Raw genomic sequence first — 15309 nt, 5'->3', positions numbered from 1 at the left:
AGCCTTCGTCCTTCGTTCATCATGTTTTCGGTAAAAGCCCGAAGGTCTCCGGGAAACCCGAAATCCGGACACAGTGCCTCAAATTAACCTCTATAAACTACTTTAATGGATTGCCATAATCAAGCGTTTTGTGCCGAATAGAGACGACTTTTCCAAAAAACGGCCTGATTGTCGTTTGTGATACGTTCGCCGTTCTGAGGCGCATACATGGTGTAAGTCCATACAGCACAGGCGATTGAGCCCCTGGCTACCGCCACCATCACCCGCTGGTACATGCTGTGGCCGCCGGGCCGGAAGCCTTCCAGCTGGTCGATGGGCGGCAGGTCGCGCTGCGGGTCGGAGAAGGTCATCAATTCCCCATGGATCAGATCCCAGTCGCCGGTTGGGCGACCGAAGCGAGGCGTACCGATCTCTTGCTGCCTGCGGGCGTCGGCCAGTGGATCGGCGGTGCCCCTTGGCCAGGATCAGCCCTTCCGGCACTTCCAGGGCCGGGAACCCGGCATGAAGGTGATAGAGCCTGCCCCAGACCACGGCTGGTTCGATGCTGCGGACCTGGGCGCAGAAGCGTTGATGGTTCCAGTAGCCCCGTTTCAGGGTGCCGTAGACGAAGAGCCGGAGGTTGGTCTCGGGACTGGTCCTCCGGGTTTGTGTTCAGCTTCGAGGGAGTACGAGCGGGAGGTCATCGCAGAGCGTATCCGGGACAAGGTGGCGGCCGCCAAGCGCCGGGGGAAATACTGCGGCGGTGTGCCAATCCTCGGTTACGACGTCGACCGAGAAAACAAGAAACTGCTGGTCAACCCGGATGAAGCCAAGACGGTGCAGTACATCTTCCGCCGGTTCATCCAGATCGGCTCAGCCAAGAAGTTGGGGCAGGAACTGAACGAGCAGGGATACCGCACCAAGGCCTGGACCACCAAGAAAGGCAAGGTGCGCGAAGGCTCCGAGTGGAATACCGCCCATATTTACCGGCTGCTGAACAACCGGATCTATATCGGCGAGATCGCCCATAAGGACCGCAGTTACCCCGGTGAGCAGGATGGGATCATCGACCGGGTGACCTGGGACAAGGTTAAGGCCATCCTGGCAGACAACAAACCGGTCAAGATTTCCATGGCCAGAACCAAAATGGTCGCCCCTCTGAAAGGCGTCATCCGCTGCGGCCACTGCAGATGCTCGATGGGGCCGACCTACACCCGCAAAAACGGTCGCCACTACACCTATTACATCTGCGAGAAAGACAGCAAACGGACGGTGAGCCGCTGCCCGCTCAAACGGATTCCCGCCGGGGACATCGAGCAGGCCGTGGTCGAGCAGTTGAGCGCGGTGTTTCGCACGCCGACGCTGGTGGCCAAGACCTACTTCGCGGCCCGTGACATCGAGCAGGCGGAGCGGGAGCGGCTGTTCAAACAGAAAACCCAACTCGAAAAGGAACTGTCACAGGCTCGGGAGCAAGCCATCGAACTGATGAAACCCGGCAACGATCAGCCGGGCAAGGCCGAGATGCCGACGACCGTCAACCGCCAAGCGGTCGAGCTCTCGAAACAACTGACGCATGTGAGCGAGCGATGCAAAGCCTACCAGGGGAACAGCATCACGGAGCTGGATGTCTCGGAGGCCTTCCAGAATGTCGAGGGCTTCTGGGAGGACCTTTTTCCGATAGAGAGGAACCGGCTCATCCGCCTCCTGGTAGACAGAGTCGAGATTCGCGAGACCGGAATCGACATGGAGCTGCGCACCAACGGGCTGACGACACTCATCGCCGAGCTGGCCGGTCTGGCATGCGAAGTCACTGAACGGAGGGCAAGCCGATGAAAATCAAACCGACCATTACCGTGGCCGACAACGGCAACCTGCAGATCCACATCCCAATGCTCATCCGGCGTATGCGCGGCCGCAAGACGGTTATTGCTCCCCAGGCGCTGGATGGAGAAATAGCCGGGGCGCAGGAGCCGGTGCAGTCAGCCATCCTCCAGGCGCTGGCAAGGGCCTTTTCCTGGGCCGACATCCTCGAATCCGGCCAGATCAAGTCCATCAGCGAGCTTGCCCGTACCCTCGACGTCGACGGCTCGTATGTGGCCCGCATCCTCAAGCTGACGACCCTGGCCCCGGACATCGTCGAAGCCCTGATCAACGGCGAGGAGCCCAACGGACTCTCGCTGGCCAAGCTGACCCAAACCTTCCCCGAGGACTGGGCCGAGCAGCGCCGTCAGTTCGGGTTTGTTACCGACTGACGACCGGACCGGAGACCACCCCCACAGCCGACCATCAGCGTCGGCTTTTCTTTTGGCTGAGACAGGAAGCCGGAGTTGACCACACTTCTTTTCATCGCCGAGGAAGGCTATTTCGAAAAATACGTCCGGTTGGGGCATCGAACGAAGACCTAAGACAACCGCCCAAAACGGCAATATTCAGAAAACCCATATCAATCAATGATGTAGCTTTCCGGACGCGCTTCGGACTTGGTCCGGAGAAAACAGAGAATCTGGGGGCAAACAGAGAAAGAATGGCTGGAGGATGGGGAGAATCGATGGTGCACAGAGGTGCTTTGGAAAGATGTGAAACGGGCGCAAACCCTTTAGAAACAAGGGGAAAAAGAAAACCCGTCACCCCGGAGAATGACCCCAGAGAGACGGGTTTGTCTTTTGTTGATGGTGGAGGCGGCGGGGATTGAACCCGCGTCCGCAAGCACTCCGCCATAAGGTCTACATGCTTATCCCGCGCTTTTGATTTAACCGTTGACTACCCGACGGGCCAAGAAAATCAGCGGCGATTTCGATTGGTTTTAACGCTTCGGACTCCGAACAAAGTCGTGGCGCGATCTTATGTGAGATGCCCCCTGAATGTCTCTCCCTAAGGATAAACGCTACACGCATAAGCACATGTAGTCAGAGGAGTGGTGCAGGTTTTAAGCTGCTAAAGCCACTGAGTAGTTTTCGTCGTTTGCGAATACTTTAATATCAGTATATTTTACGAGATGTACTGTCCTCGGCATGCACTTAAGGTTTTGCTACCCGCGTCGAAGCCAGGTCGCCCCCTTTATGTGAACTATCAGTTAGGTTATGTTTCTGTAAAAAAGTTCAAGTCTTTACTGAAAATAAACCTATCAGTTTCACATTATTTGGCGAGCCGCACTATTGGTGCGCAGCTCGCCGGTTTATCGTTTAGATAACAGTTACTTCTTCGGCTTGTGGACCTTTTGGGCCACGAGTGATTCTGAACTGTACGTGTTGACCGTCGTCCAAAGATTTATAGCTGCTGTTTCCGCTCAGGATATTTCTGAAATGCACGAAAACATCCGGGCCTTGTTGTTGTTCGATAAAACCGAAACCTTTATCGGCATTAAACCATTTAACTGTGCCAGTAGTCATTGTAGACATGATGTGTCCTATATAAATAAAATAATTGTAGTAGCCTTAATTGCAGGCAGATGAAGCAGATAATGAAGAAATTACGAAATGAAAAACAGGACGAACAACTACAGGAGAGATCGAAATGGTAAACAAAGGTAAGTCATATTCTCTAGCTGGATTCTATTGTACGCCGATTAGCATCATTGTCAATTTATTATTGCCTAGCGGCGTCTTTTTACCTAATCAATTCTTGCTAGCAGCCTAAGCCATGAGACCATGTCCCGCTTAAAAATCGTTTCCGGCGGTCAAACCGGCGTTGATCGTGCGGCCCTGGATGCGGCGCTGCGATCAGGCGTAGAGTGCGGCGGCTGGTGTCCTGAAGGCAGAATGGCCGAAGATGGAACGATTCCTACCCATTATCCTGTCACCGCGCTGACAGGGGCCGGCTACCGGCAAAGAACACGGCAGAATGTCATCGACAGCGACGGGACCGCCATTATTCATTTTGGCGCCCTGTCTGGCGGCACCAAGAAAACCCTACAATACTGCCGCCAACTGCATAGGCCCTATCTATTAATCGATGCCGACGCATGTTCAGCAGAGTATGCTTCGCAAAGGATCGCGGCATTCATTGCCGAACATTCCATCAAAACCCTGAACATTGCCGGCCCCCGGGCAAGCGGTGAACCGATGGCCTATGCTTATACGCTAAAAGCCCTGCTCTGCTTCCTGAACAGATTCTGAAAAATTCCATATTCATCAGCCGTCTGCCCAGCATCAGTTTGAGCATTTTTGCTGTGTTTAGGGCATGGGATGTGTCTGTCGAGGAGCGCCGTTCACCCAGCACCTAAATTATGCTGGAATGTAAATTATAGTCCAGTAGCCATGGAATTTAGGTGCTGGGGGCTTTACGGCAGCATCCTTGCTGCCGACATCCTCGCCAAACGCTCCCCATGCCCTTTTTGAACGCCAAAGTGGGAATTGCTGCCGTCTGCCTTGCGGGCTTACGCCGTTAAATGATTGCTGACAGCAGAATCCAGGAGTACACTGAGCATTAAAAAACAGCGGATAAAGCGTTATGTGGATTGCTCGAAGCATACGATTGATTGTGTTGGTTTTGCTGACTGTCTCCGTCGCAGCGGATGCCGAGGAACAGAGTCTAGCGAAGATCCCGTCAACATTCCTGATGCAACTGGAGATTAACGATGTGATCGGCCCGGCAACTACCGATTATATCGAGCGTAATCTGCAAAAAGCGGCCGACACTCAGGCTCACGCGGTGTTAATCCGTCTCGATACCCCCGGCGGGCTGGACACCTCGATGCGCCGGATCATCAAAAAAATCATCTCCTCCCCGATCCCGGTAATCAGCTATGTCGCACCGGGCGGCGCTCGCGCCGCCAGCGCCGGCACTTATATACTCTATGCCAGTCATATCGCCGCGATGGCCCCTGCGACCAACCTAGGCGCGGCGACGCCGGTGCAAATCGGCGGCTTCGGCGGTTTTGGCGACGACAAAAAAGACCAGGACGATAAAGAAAATGGTCCAGACAAACCGTTGTCCGATCCGATGACCCACAAGATGGTCAATGATGCGGCCGCTTATATTCGAGGCCTGGCGAAAATGCATGGCAGAAACGAACAATGGGCGGAAAAGGCGGTGCGAGAAGCCGCCAGTCTGTCGGCCGAGGAAGCGTTGAAACTGAATGTCATCGATATCATCGCTACCGATGTCCGTGATTTACTCAACCAATTGCAGGGACGAAAAGTCAAGGTCTCAGGCCAGGAAGTCATCCTGAATACCGAAGGCATCGCCATTAAACGCATGGCTCCCGACTGGCGCAGCGAGTTTCTGGCCGTCATCACCAATCCCAGCATCGCCTATATTTTGTTGATGATCGGTATATATGGCCTGGTGTTCGAATTTGCCAACCCCGGCAGCATCGTTCCCGGCACTATCGGAGGCATTTGTTTGTTGCTGGCCATGTACGCCTTGCAACTGCTGCCGATCAACTATGCCGGCATCGCCTTGATATTGTTAGGGGTGGCGCTGATGGTCGCGGAAGCCTTTGTGCCCAGTATCGGCATCCTGGGGCTGGGCGGCGTCGTGGCCTTCGTCATCGGCTCGATCATCTTGATAGATACCGATGTGCCCGGCTTCGGCATCGATCTGGGCTTGATTGCCGGCTTTGCCTTGAGCAGCGCGGCCTTCTTCATCATCGCCATCGGCCTGTTGATCAAATCCAGAAATCATCCCATCGTCAGCGGCAAGGAGGAAATGTTGGGCCGCATCGGCGTGGTGTTGGATGACTTCGACGGCATGGGGAGAGTCCGCATTCATAGTGAAAACTGGCAAGCGTCTTGCAACCGGCCGTTGCGTAAAAATGAAAAAGTGAGGGTCACCGCGATCGATGGCCTGCTGTTAAAGGTTACGCCTATTCAACTACAAGGGGACGAGTGATGTTTACAAATTTCGGTTATATCTTCTTCAGTATCCTGCTGGTCTTGCTGATCAGCGCGTTTCGCGTCCTCAGGGAATATGAACGCGGCGTCATTTTCATGCTGGGGCGTTTTTACAAGGTCAAGGGACCGGGGTTCATCATCGTCATCCCGCTGATCCAACAAATGGAACGCGTCGATCTGCGCACTATCGTCATGGATGTCCCCACTCAGGATGTCATCTCCCGCGATAATGTCTCGGTCAAGGTCAATGCCGTCGTCTATTTCCGCGTCATCGAACCGGACAAGGCGATCATACAGGTGGAAAATTTTTACGACGCCACCAGCCAATTGGCTCAAACCACCTTGCGTTCGGTATTGGGTCAGCATGAACTCGATGAGATGTTGGCCGAGCGCGAACGTCTGAACATCGATATTCAGACCAACCTGGACCAACAAACCGATGCATGGGGAATCAAGGTCTCGAATGTCGAAATCAAACATGTGGACCTGGATGAAAGTATGATCAGGGCCATCGCCAAGCAAGCGGAAGCCGAACGCACCCGACGCGCCAAGGTAATCCATGCCGAGGGGGAGATGCAGGCTTCCGAAAAACTGTTACAGGCGGCGAAAATCCTGTCCGGGCAATCGGAAGCGATTCAACTCAGGTATATGCAGACGTTGACCGAAATCGCCGGCGACAAGTCTTCGACCATCGTCTTTCCGCTGGACATATTGAAAAACTTGAAGTCCTGACCCGGTTATTTCGCCAAAACGGTCTAATTTACAATAGACCTTAACCGCCCACGAGCCGCGGCCCTAGTGGCCGCGTTGATAAGTTCCGACCAGTTCAGTCTGTTCGATGACATGTCCCTGCATGGCTTGTTCCAGCTCGGCTTTGTTGGGCTTTTTCAGATCCGGCAGCACCACATCGAGGGCATATAGTTTGTGAAAATAACGATGACGGCCCTTAGGCGGACAGGGTCCGCCGTAACCGCTACGCCCCCAATCGTTCTGCCCCTGCAGCGCGCCTTCCGGTAATTGTCCGCTTTCAACGGCTTGTGGCAGGCCAGTCGCGCTGGTCGGTATGTTATACAGCAACCAATGAACCCAGGTCATTTTTGGCGCAGCCGGGTCCGGCGCATCGGGATCATCGACGATCAGCACCAGGCTTTGCGCGTTTGCCGGGATGCCTGTCCAACTTAATGCCGGCGAAATATCATCGCCGTCGCAAGTCAAGCGTTCGGGTATTTCCCCACGGTCGGAAAAATCGGATGAATTAAGCGTTAAAGGCATGACAGCTCCCCCCCTCCGCGGCTTGAACCGCTGCAACATAAAAAACGCCGAAAAATACCAAGATAAAACGGATTAAGATTTGTGGATTGAATGCAGTCATCAGGTCACCTCATCGAATAAATGGGACTTTTTCCGACGCTTCAACGATAAACTGAACATCTGCTGCTGGCAAGCTCTAAATTTTGCCGCGGACCATCAGTCATCGGGACTTAAGGACCGAACTCCTGCATCACCGTCGCCCCCTTGGCTGCTATTATCGAAGACCGGAACATAAAAACCTGACAACTATTCTGATTCCAAACGTTGCTGCGCCCTGCCCTAGTCAGAAAGCTTTTGATCGAGTTTAACGTTCAGAAACTCCTGACTGTTTCTACGCCGGGCGATATCGAAAATCTAATTGATCCAATGTCGCGTAAGATTTTAGTTTGGCGGCCAGAAATAACAATGACTAAATGCATCCTATGTTGCAAAATCAGGCAATTAGGTCTATTTATTAAGAGGGCCATTAAAATAACAACAAGCGACTTTACTCCGTAAAGAGGTTTACGGCACAAGGACCTATTTCGCGCACGACCCATTTCCAAATGAGGCAATAACTGTCGCCTTGCATAATAACAACAATCAATGAGGAGGTATTATGGTTAGCAAAAACCTTGATTATGAAGCCGTCGTCGTCGGCAGCGGTTTCGGCGGATCAATCAACTTTTGTCGGTTAGCTCAAAAATGGGGCGACAAAGTTTTGCTGTTGGAACGCGGCAAACGTTATCCAATGGGTTCATTTCCTAGAACGCCACATCAGATGCGCGATAATTTCTGGAACGTCGAAGGCGATGCGGTTAAACGCCCTCGCCATATCCGCAAAAGAAATCTGCGAGGGATGTTCGATATCCGCACCTTTCATAAAATCGATGCGGTTTTTTCGGCCGCTCTCGGTGGGGGATCGTTGATCTATGCCAATGTGTTTTTAGAGCCGCCTGAGCATGTTTTCGAACAAGGTTGGCCCAAGGCGCTAAACAAATCGTTGTTGTCGCCTTATTATCGGGTCGCGCAAGAAGTGCTAGGGGCGCGCCCCATTCCTTCCTGGGAACAAAACCCAAGACGCCGCATTGTACGCACCGAATTGTTTCAGGAATTCGCCAAAAACGAAAACCGCACCAGCACCTTGGCCGATATCTGCGTTTTTTTTGGCAATGACTATAGCTATAAGGGGAAAAGCGAAGCGCTGCCGATTGGTCAACAAGAACCCAATCGCTATGGCGCCCTACAAACCTCCTGCGTCTATTGCGGCGAATGCGACGTCGGGTGCAATACCCATTCCAAAAACACCTTGGACTTGAACTATCTGCATGTGGGCGAAACCCAACACGGTGGAAAAATTTTGACCGAGTGCCTGGTAGACAAAATCGTCCCGTTGAATGCGGAAGGTGAAGACGATAGCGCAGCCGACGGTACAAACGGCTATAGGATCGTCTTTAACGACCTTGAAAAAGATGAGACCCTACAAGTCACGACCCAACGCGTCATCATCTCCGCCGGCACATTCGGCAGTAACGAACTTTTATTCCGCTGCCGCGACGTACACAAAACCCTGCCGAATCTTAGTCAAAAACTGGGCCATTGGTTCTCCGGCAATGGTGATTTTCTCTCTTTCGTCGCCGAAGGCCAAAAACCAGCCGACCCTAATTACGGCCCGGTGATTACCCAGTACACGGACTATAACCTGTATTCCGACTTCAAGCGTAATCAAGCGTTTATATTCGAGGATGCCGCCTACCCCGGTTTTGCTGCCTGGTATATCGAGGGCTTCTATCCGATGGGCTGGATACGTAAAGCCTTACGAACGTTAAAAATAGCCTGGGACTGGCTGAAAAAAGGCCTTTCAACCGGCTCATGGACCGGCATGCTCGGTTCGGCTTTTCATCAACTACTGAAAGGCGACATATCCTATAAAAGCAGCGTGCTGTTATGCATGGGCCTGGACCACGGCGACGGCAAATTATCGTTAAACAAACAGGGCCGAATCGATTTGCATTGGCCGCAGAGCACCAGCATGGCGCTTTATCAGGCCATCCTCGATACCGGCAAACGGTTCCAGGAATTTGTCAAAGGGCGTTGCTTTATTCCACTGCCGACCTGGGGTTGGCCGGTATTCCGCAACATCACGTCCTTTTTTCCTTACCGTCACAACATTACCGTACATCCTTTGGGCGGCTGTATTATAGCGGACTCACCGGATCAAGGAGTGGTCAGCGGAAATCCGCAAAATCGCGGTGAAGCCTTTGGCTATAAAGGCCTCTATGTCGCGGACGGTTCAATATTGCCCAGCGCGGTCGGTTCCAATCCCATTGCGACCATTTCCGCGACAGCCGAATGGATTGCCGAAGGAATTACCGGCATTAAACCGAACGCCGATTTGGGCATCAACGATCAACAATAACGCGACCTCGAGACAATCATTATGACTAACAATTCAACAGCAATCTCATTCCAATTCACCGAAGAAATGAAAGGCTATATGAGCGCGGACGAGACCGCGTTCGAGGACGGTTTTCAACGAGGCCGGGAACAAAACCATTACTTCATGTTTCATTTGACCATCCGTAGCGAAGACCTGGATCAATTTCTGCAATCCCCGGAACATCAAGCCGAAGCCATAGGCTATGTCGAAGGAGACTTGGTCGGCGGCCGCTGTACCGTCGAAAAAGGGGTTTTCAATCTATTCGTCGACAGCGCCGATTTGAACCGCAAACAAATGCGTTATCGACTGTTTTTTAATGACTCGGCCGGCCAGCCGATGACTTTCAGCGGCGTCAAGGAAATTCAGGATAACGTCGGTCCCGATTTATGGCGCGATACCACGACGTTATTCACCAATCTGTTTCGCGGACATGTAGCCGCCGAACAAGAAGCTAAGGCCGAGCTGTACGCGGTCGGTATTCTGCATATCGAAACGATGGATTTCATGAAACAATTGACCACGATACGTAGCGGCGGCGGCAATCTCGCCGAACGCATGCAAGGCATCGAACGCTTCGGAAAGTTTTTCATGGGAGGACTCTGGGATATTTACGGCCCCTCGTTGATGCCGCGAATGGGGGCCTTCGAACGGGAAATCCCGCTTTATACCACCGAAGGCGTCAAAGATGCCGAAATCACGACCCACCCCTTCAACACGACCGACAAACTGGGCTTAAGTTTGCTGCGTTATCAACGTGCGGCCAGTGATGACGTCGTCGTTATCCTGCACGGTTTAACGACCTCCTCCGATATGTTCATCATGCCCGAACATAATAATCTGGTTCAATACCTGCTCGACCATGGTTTCGAAGACGTATGGACGCTGGATTATCGGATGAGTAATCGCTTTTCCTACAACCTGCATCGGAACAACTTCAACATGGACGATATCGCATTATACGACCACCCAGCCGCCATCGCTAAAGTGCGTGAAGCGGTCGGGCCGAACCGCCGCATCCATGTGATTTGCCATTGCCTGGGCTCGGTATCGTTTACGATGGCGTTGTTTGGCAAGACCGTCACCGGTATCCGTAGCGTTATCGCCAACAGCGTCGCATTAACGCCGCGAATTCCGAAGTGGTCCAAGGTCAAGTTATCCCTGGGACCTTTCTTATCAGACTATGTTTTCAGTCTCGAATATCTTAATCCATACTGGCGGCGCGAACCGGGCTGGTCGATCGGCAAAGCCATCGGCTGGGGCGTCTCCTTATTCCATCGTGAATGCGATGTCCCGGAATGTCATATGCTGAGTTTCATGTGGGGGACCGGTTTTCCCGCGCTGTACAGCCATGAAAATTTGCTCGATGTGACCCACCGCCGCGGCGGCGACCTTTATGGCGGCGTCAGCGTCAACTATTACCGGCATGTCAATAAAATGGTTAACAACGACAATACCGCGGTGAAATACAATACCGAAGACCCGCGCTATCGCCCCTTGCCCGACAATTATTTCCAATATGCCGAGGAAATCGAAACGCCAGTGTTATTCGTGACCGGAGAAAAAAACAAGGTATTCACCGACTCCAACATCGTTTGTCACCGTCGTTTGGAAGAAATTGTTCCTGGACGCCATCAGCTGCATGTTTTCCCCGGCTATGGCCACCAAGACGTGTTTATGGGTAAAAACGTCGATAAAGACATTTTCCCCCGCTTCCTGCAATTTTTAGAACAAAACCGGGATTGAGGGACAACATTATGACTACATCCGAAAGCCTCAACATCACGCTGGAGACGCTGCAACCCGAACGCAAAGCGCCGGCAAAACAGAACCGCCTATGCGTCTGCATCAGCGACGTCCATTTCACCGACGGCACGGCCGGTACACAAAGCGCCGAGGAAACGGCCTGGGAAGATTTTTTCAATGAAATCATCAGCACTTGCCGGAAAAATACCATTGAAGAATTGACGCTAGTGGTGGTTGGCGATGTTGCCGACATGATCCGTACTGCGGTCTGGGCTCAAAAAGGCGTGTACCCCTGGGAAAGAACCGAGCCGGATAATCCCGAACAAGCCAACCCTAAATTCCATGAAGCGCTAAACGAAATCATGCAGGGTATTGTTGAATTGCATGCCCGGAAACCGCAAACGGGTCAAAAAGACGAGGCGTCTCAATCTCATCGACACGGTAGCTGCGGATTTTTTTATCATTTACAAAATCTGCGCAGCACACTCAAACACGATGGCACAGAAACCAATGTCATCGTGCTGCTCGGCAATCATGACAAGGAAATGTTGACCGACGAGCGGGTTTTGAGATCCTTTTACGAGGATTGCCTAGGCCAGCCGGTTGCAGAACTGTCGCCAGAATACCGACGCTGGATCGGAAAAATGTACTTCGCTAACGAAAACCATTTTATCGACCCCAAAACCGTACCCTGGCTCCCATTCTATTGGGGAGATGAGGATTTACGGTTATTTCTCACTCATGGCCAATGGCGCGATTCCAACAACAGCCTTGCCGTTAACCAGGAAAACGATCAATTGGGGTGGGCAGTCGGCGACGGTTGGCGTACCGATATTTGGCAAACATTGCAATATCAGCCCTTTACCGCGGCGTGCTTCGGCGACAGCGTCGCGGCCGGTGTTTTATCGACGTTTATTTTTCAAGCTAAAAACCAATTGGCCGGAAGGAATGAACCCGAAATTTCTCGCATAAAGTGCATTTTGGATGAGCTGGATTTGTACCGGCCTTCTTCCGCGGCGGTAACCCGTATATTGCAGGAAGCCCGGCGTGAAGAAACCAGTGCGGTAGTTCGTGACATCATAGAATCAGAACTGTATCAGGCGATATGCGAGTGGCTGAGCTGGGATTTTACGCTGGAAAGTTCGCCGAAGAAAAGGCGCATCATGTTAAAAGCGGCCCGCGCCTGGTTGAAGCTAACCGGTCCCTTTCGCTTGTTCCGCATTCAGTTGACCCTGGTCAAGGCGATTCTCAGCCTCATGGGATTTATCGACAAAAAACTGTTGCCTTTGACTGTCTATCACAAAGACGGCGCGAGCTTTAAGGATATTCAAAAATTCCCGACATTTCAAAAAGCCTTTTGGGAACGCGGCTTTCGTCTTCACGGCGAAGGTCATACCCATATACCACTGCAATCGGACGCCGGCATGGAATATGCTGAACCGAATTCATCCCGTCCGCGCAGTAATTTTACTTACGTCAACTTCGGCACCTGGCGCGACCAAATCCTCGGCAAAGAAAACGGCGGTTATCGGCGCCGTGGCGTAGGCCGCGCATTGTTTGTGTTGAGACGACAACAGGATGAACATCGAAGTTTCCGCTACTATGTCTCAGACAGCATTGATTGGGGCGATGAGATGGATCAACTGTGATCATTATCGCCGGCCGGATGGTGGCCGATGATATCCACATGCAGGTTTTGCAATAACGCCAAGGACGGCTGTAGCAAAGCAAACTCAAGGAGGTGGCTTACGTGGCAATCACCAGCAACCTAACGTGATTGCCCTTTCTCCGCTTTTCGAGATTAGGGCGGCGCTCCCACGTCAACCCTCTGCCTTCCTGCGTAGGATGTGCTGAACAGCGAGAAGCGCATCAAAAACCGGTGCGCTTCCTTTCGTCAGCACACCCTACCCGCCCCCGTGAGGTGGATCACGCGCAAGCGGATCCGCCAAAAGAATTCAATACACGCCCCTCCCTTCACGAGGCATTTCATAGCCATCCGGGGTTACTGGCGCGAACTCCAGCATCACCGTCGTCCCTTGGCCGCTGATGCTGTCGATGGAGAGCCGCCACTGATAATAATCGCAGATCCGCTGCACCAGCGACAAGCCCAAGCCCTGACCCTCACTATGCCGATCCTTATAACCGCGTTTGACCACCTGTGGCAAACACTCTTGAGGTATGCCTTTGCCGGTATCGGTCAACGTCAGCCGATGATCATCGATCTCTATGGTAATGGCGCCTTCAACGGTATTGGAAAAGGCATTTTTGATCACATTACACAACACGATCGACAACATCGCCTCCTGTGCCTTGATGACAGGCCTCGCCGCGAAATGCTTGACAATTTTCACCGCCGGCGGACGCAGAGATTCATAATCCTCTAATAATTGCTCCACCAACCTGACCAAATCCGTCGAGTCGGTCAATAACTGCGACCGGTCCGGTTCCCGCGACAAGATCAGCAACACCTGCAGACAATTGTTCATCTCGTTAACCGCCCGTTCTATCCTTAATAGCCTGGTTCTGATGTCTTCCGGCAAATTCTGCCGCAACAATAGCGCTTCGGTCGCCGCCTTGATAATCGTCAGCGGCGTTCTCAGCTCGTGACTGGCATTCGCAGTAAATTCCCGCTCCCGTTCGATCAACCTTCTGATCCGATTGATATAACTGTCAAATTCGGAAGCCAGAAAACCGACTTCATCTTGCGCATAGCTATCGACCTCAATCGCTTCGGCGGCGCCAAGGTCCAGCGTCCTGACTTCATCGGCCAATGACATCACCGGCTTCAACACCCGTTTGGAAAACCACAAACCGTAAGCGGTGGCGGCCCAGATGATCACGCATGCGCTAGCGACCATGAAGGCGATCAAATTGATTTCCAGCGCTTCCGCATCCTGATCGTTGTAGAGTATGTAATATCTTGCGCCATCGCGTTCGGCAATGCCGATATCGTACATTTGACCGCGTAATTCCACATCATAGGTGCCGGGAGAATATTGGGACAGGAAGTTGAGCAAGTCGAACGGGTGATCGTCATCGATCTTATAGATTTCCCAGTGACTGGCGTGCTGTTCGGTCAACTCCGGATTCGACGTGCTGTTCTCAATAAAATGATCGAGTTCCTCCAGCAAAAAGTTATCCATATATTGCCTTTCCAACAGATCAAAGGAGAAAATAAAAAAGACAATGACCAGCACACTGATCAAAAATCCCAGCAACGGGTAGGTGAAAAAGATCCGGTATCTAAGATTCAGACGGTAGGGCATGTTCGGATTGTAGTTTGTAACCGACGCCTCTGACCGTATGCAATAACTGTTCGGCAAAGGGTTTGTCGATGGCGTTGCGAAGATGATGAATATGCACTTTTAATACATCGGCGTCGGGAGGATGGTCCCCCCAGATTTTAGCAGTCATTTCATTTCGGCTGACCACTTTCGGACTGCGCCGCATCAGTAATTCAAGGATCTGAAACTCGATGACGGTGAGTTCGATTTCCTTGCCGCCACGGCTAACTTCCCGCGTTTCGACGTTCAAGCGCAGATCATCACAATGCAACACCTGTGCCTGACGGGAACCAGCGCCGCGCCTGGCTAGTGCTTGAACTCGCAGTTGCAGCTCCTTCAACGAAAACGGCTTGACCAGATAATCGTCCGCACCGTGTTCAAAGCCCCGGATTCTATCATCGAGGGTGTCTCTAGCGGTCAGCATCAGCACCGGCAACCATTTGCCGGCATCTTCGCGTAGACGCCGGCAAAGCTCCAATCCATCCATGCCCGGCAGACTCAGATCCAGAATCAACACATCATAGACATTGATCACGGCCAAATGCAAACCAGTCACTCCGTCGCTGGCGCAATCAATGACGTTGCCCTGGTCTTCAAAATAATCCGCCAATTCCAAAGCCAAGTCTTGATTATCCTCAATAATCAGCAAACGCATCATAATTCATGATCATCCCATCTTTTATAAACCAAACCCGTTGTAAACCGCCCAAAGCCAGACGCCAAAAAAACGATCAAACCA

13 protein-coding genes and 1 other RNA gene are annotated in these 15309 nt (G+C 52.3%); 8 read left to right on the top strand and 6 right to left on the bottom strand.

Translation table 11 applies throughout. The features are described from left to right. Window positions 1-102: 102 nt before the first annotated feature. Complete coding sequence (locus tag Q9L42_RS21465) at window positions 103-594, bottom strand: hypothetical protein (protein WP_432648897.1); 492 nt, start codon at window positions 592-594, stop codon at window positions 103-105. On the opposite strand from Q9L42_RS21465, the gene Q9L42_RS09600 reads away from it, so the two are divergent. Further along, window positions 502-1812 (top strand): recombinase family protein, encoded by a 1311-nt coding sequence (locus tag Q9L42_RS09600; protein ID WP_305908657.1) that lies wholly within the window; start codon window positions 502-504, stop codon window positions 1810-1812. The two genes, Q9L42_RS21465 and Q9L42_RS09600, sit on opposite strands and share 93 nt — an antisense overlap. Then, window positions 1809-2231: a hypothetical protein gene (locus Q9L42_RS09595; protein ID WP_305908658.1), complete on the top strand. Its 423-nt coding sequence runs from the start codon at window positions 1809-1811 to the stop codon at window positions 2229-2231. Before Q9L42_RS09600 ends, Q9L42_RS09595 begins: the two co-directional genes overlap by 4 nt. A gap of 418 nt (window positions 2232-2649) precedes the next feature. On the opposite strand, the gene ssrA is transcribed toward Q9L42_RS09595, so the two are convergent. Together ssrA and Q9L42_RS09585 are read right to left on the bottom strand one after the other, a co-directional pair. Beyond that, window positions 2650-3035: a transfer-messenger RNA gene (ssrA, locus tag Q9L42_RS09590) on the bottom strand. Window positions 3036-3161: 126 nt separating this feature from the next. Next, window positions 3162-3368: a cold-shock protein gene (locus tag Q9L42_RS09585; protein ID WP_432648896.1), complete on the bottom strand. Its 207-nt coding sequence runs from the start codon at window positions 3366-3368 to the stop codon at window positions 3162-3164. Between the two features lie 258 nt (window positions 3369-3626). Here Q9L42_RS09585 and Q9L42_RS09580 point away from each other — a divergent pair, with 258 nt between their 5' ends. The 3 genes from Q9L42_RS09580 to Q9L42_RS09570 all read left to right on the top strand — a co-directional run bounded on the left by Q9L42_RS09580 (window position 3627) and on the right by Q9L42_RS09570 (window position 6545). After that, complete coding sequence (locus Q9L42_RS09580) at window positions 3627-4094, top strand: putative molybdenum carrier protein (RefSeq protein ID WP_305908660.1); 468 nt, start codon at window positions 3627-3629, stop codon at window positions 4092-4094. A 334-nt stretch (window positions 4095-4428) separates the two neighbouring features. Beyond that, the gene (locus tag Q9L42_RS09575; RefSeq protein WP_305908661.1) at window positions 4429-5811 is read left to right on the top strand and encodes an NfeD family protein; all 1383 of its coding nucleotides are present in this window, start codon (window positions 4429-4431) and stop codon (window positions 5809-5811) included. Next, entirely contained in the window at window positions 5811-6545 is a 735-nt protein-coding gene (locus Q9L42_RS09570) for a slipin family protein (protein WP_305908662.1), read from the top strand. The genes Q9L42_RS09575 and Q9L42_RS09570 overlap by 1 nt, the downstream gene beginning before the upstream one ends. Window positions 6546-6608: 63 nt before the next feature. Here Q9L42_RS09570 and Q9L42_RS09565 read toward each other — a convergent pair whose 3' ends face one another. Continuing rightward, on the bottom strand, window positions 6609-7085 hold the full coding sequence (locus Q9L42_RS09565; protein ID WP_305908663.1) for a YbhB/YbcL family Raf kinase inhibitor-like protein: 477 nt from the start codon (window positions 7083-7085) through the stop codon (window positions 6609-6611). Window positions 7086-7722: 637 nt separating this feature from the next. Here Q9L42_RS09565 and Q9L42_RS09560 point away from each other — a divergent pair. From Q9L42_RS09560 to Q9L42_RS09550, 3 genes are read left to right on the top strand one after another with little or no spacing between them, the layout of a single operon-like run. Beyond that, entirely contained in the window at window positions 7723-9522 is a 1800-nt protein-coding gene (locus Q9L42_RS09560) for a GMC oxidoreductase (RefSeq protein ID WP_349432687.1), read from the top strand. Window positions 9523-9543: 21 nt separating this feature from the next. Next, window positions 9544-11286 carry an alpha/beta fold hydrolase gene (locus tag Q9L42_RS09555; RefSeq protein WP_305908668.1) on the top strand — a complete coding sequence of 581 codons (1743 nt, stop codon included), beginning with the start codon at window positions 9544-9546 and terminating at the stop codon, window positions 11284-11286. A gap of 11 nt (window positions 11287-11297) precedes the next feature. Next, the gene (locus Q9L42_RS09550) at window positions 11298-12935 is read left to right on the top strand and encodes a hypothetical protein (protein WP_305908669.1); all 1638 of its coding nucleotides are present in this window, start codon (window positions 11298-11300) and stop codon (window positions 12933-12935) included. Between the two features lie 306 nt (window positions 12936-13241). Here Q9L42_RS09550 and Q9L42_RS09545 read toward each other — a convergent pair whose 3' ends face one another. Beyond that, window positions 13242-14552 carry a sensor histidine kinase gene (locus Q9L42_RS09545; protein WP_305908670.1) on the bottom strand — a complete coding sequence of 437 codons (1311 nt, stop codon included), beginning with the start codon at window positions 14550-14552 and terminating at the stop codon, window positions 13242-13244. Next, window positions 14530-15225, bottom strand: coding sequence for a response regulator transcription factor (locus tag Q9L42_RS09540; RefSeq protein WP_305910245.1), 696 nt, complete (start codon window positions 15223-15225; stop codon window positions 14530-14532). The genes Q9L42_RS09545 and Q9L42_RS09540 overlap by 23 nt, the downstream gene beginning before the upstream one ends. Window positions 15226-15309 lie beyond the last annotated feature (84 nt).

The sequence above is a fragment of the Methylomarinum sp. Ch1-1 genome, assembly GCF_030717995.2.
Taxonomy (GTDB): domain Bacteria; phylum Pseudomonadota; class Gammaproteobacteria; order Methylococcales; family Methylomonadaceae; genus Methylomarinum; species Methylomarinum roseum.
This window is presented reverse-complemented; position numbering and strand designations above follow the sequence as displayed.

Excerpts from the sequence above, each read along its gene's own strand:
- Q9L42_RS09545 (WP_305908670.1), bottom strand. The coding sequence starts at position 14,552 with ATGCCCTACCGTCTGAATCTTAGATACCGGATCTTTTTCACCTACCCG.
- Q9L42_RS09550 (WP_305908669.1), top strand. The coding sequence starts at position 11,298 with ATGACTACATCCGAAAGCCTCAACATCACGCTGGAGACGCTGCAACCC.
- Q9L42_RS09565 (WP_305908663.1), bottom strand. The coding sequence starts at position 7,085 with ATGCCTTTAACGCTTAATTCATCCGATTTTTCCGACCGTGGGGAAATA.
- Q9L42_RS09575 (WP_305908661.1), top strand. The coding sequence starts at position 4,429 with ATGTGGATTGCTCGAAGCATACGATTGATTGTGTTGGTTTTGCTGACT.
- Q9L42_RS09580 (WP_305908660.1), top strand. The coding sequence starts at position 3,627 with ATGTCCCGCTTAAAAATCGTTTCCGGCGGTCAAACCGGCGTTGATCGT.
- Q9L42_RS09595 (WP_305908658.1), top strand. The coding sequence starts at position 1,809 with ATGAAAATCAAACCGACCATTACCGTGGCCGACAACGGCAACCTGCAG.
- Q9L42_RS09555 (WP_305908668.1), top strand. The coding sequence starts at position 9,544 with ATGACTAACAATTCAACAGCAATCTCATTCCAATTCACCGAAGAAATG.
- Q9L42_RS09600 (WP_305908657.1), top strand. The coding sequence starts at position 502 with ATGAAGGTGATAGAGCCTGCCCCAGACCACGGCTGGTTCGATGCTGCG.
- Q9L42_RS09540 (WP_305910245.1), bottom strand. The coding sequence starts at position 15,225 with ATGCGTTTGCTGATTATTGAGGATAATCAAGACTTGGCTTTGGAATTG.
- Q9L42_RS09585 (WP_432648896.1), bottom strand. The coding sequence starts at position 3,368 with ATGACTACTGGCACAGTTAAATGGTTTAATGCCGATAAAGGTTTCGGT.
- Q9L42_RS09560 (WP_349432687.1), top strand. The coding sequence starts at position 7,723 with ATGGTTAGCAAAAACCTTGATTATGAAGCCGTCGTCGTCGGCAGCGGT.
- Q9L42_RS09570 (WP_305908662.1), top strand. The coding sequence starts at position 5,811 with ATGTTTACAAATTTCGGTTATATCTTCTTCAGTATCCTGCTGGTCTTG.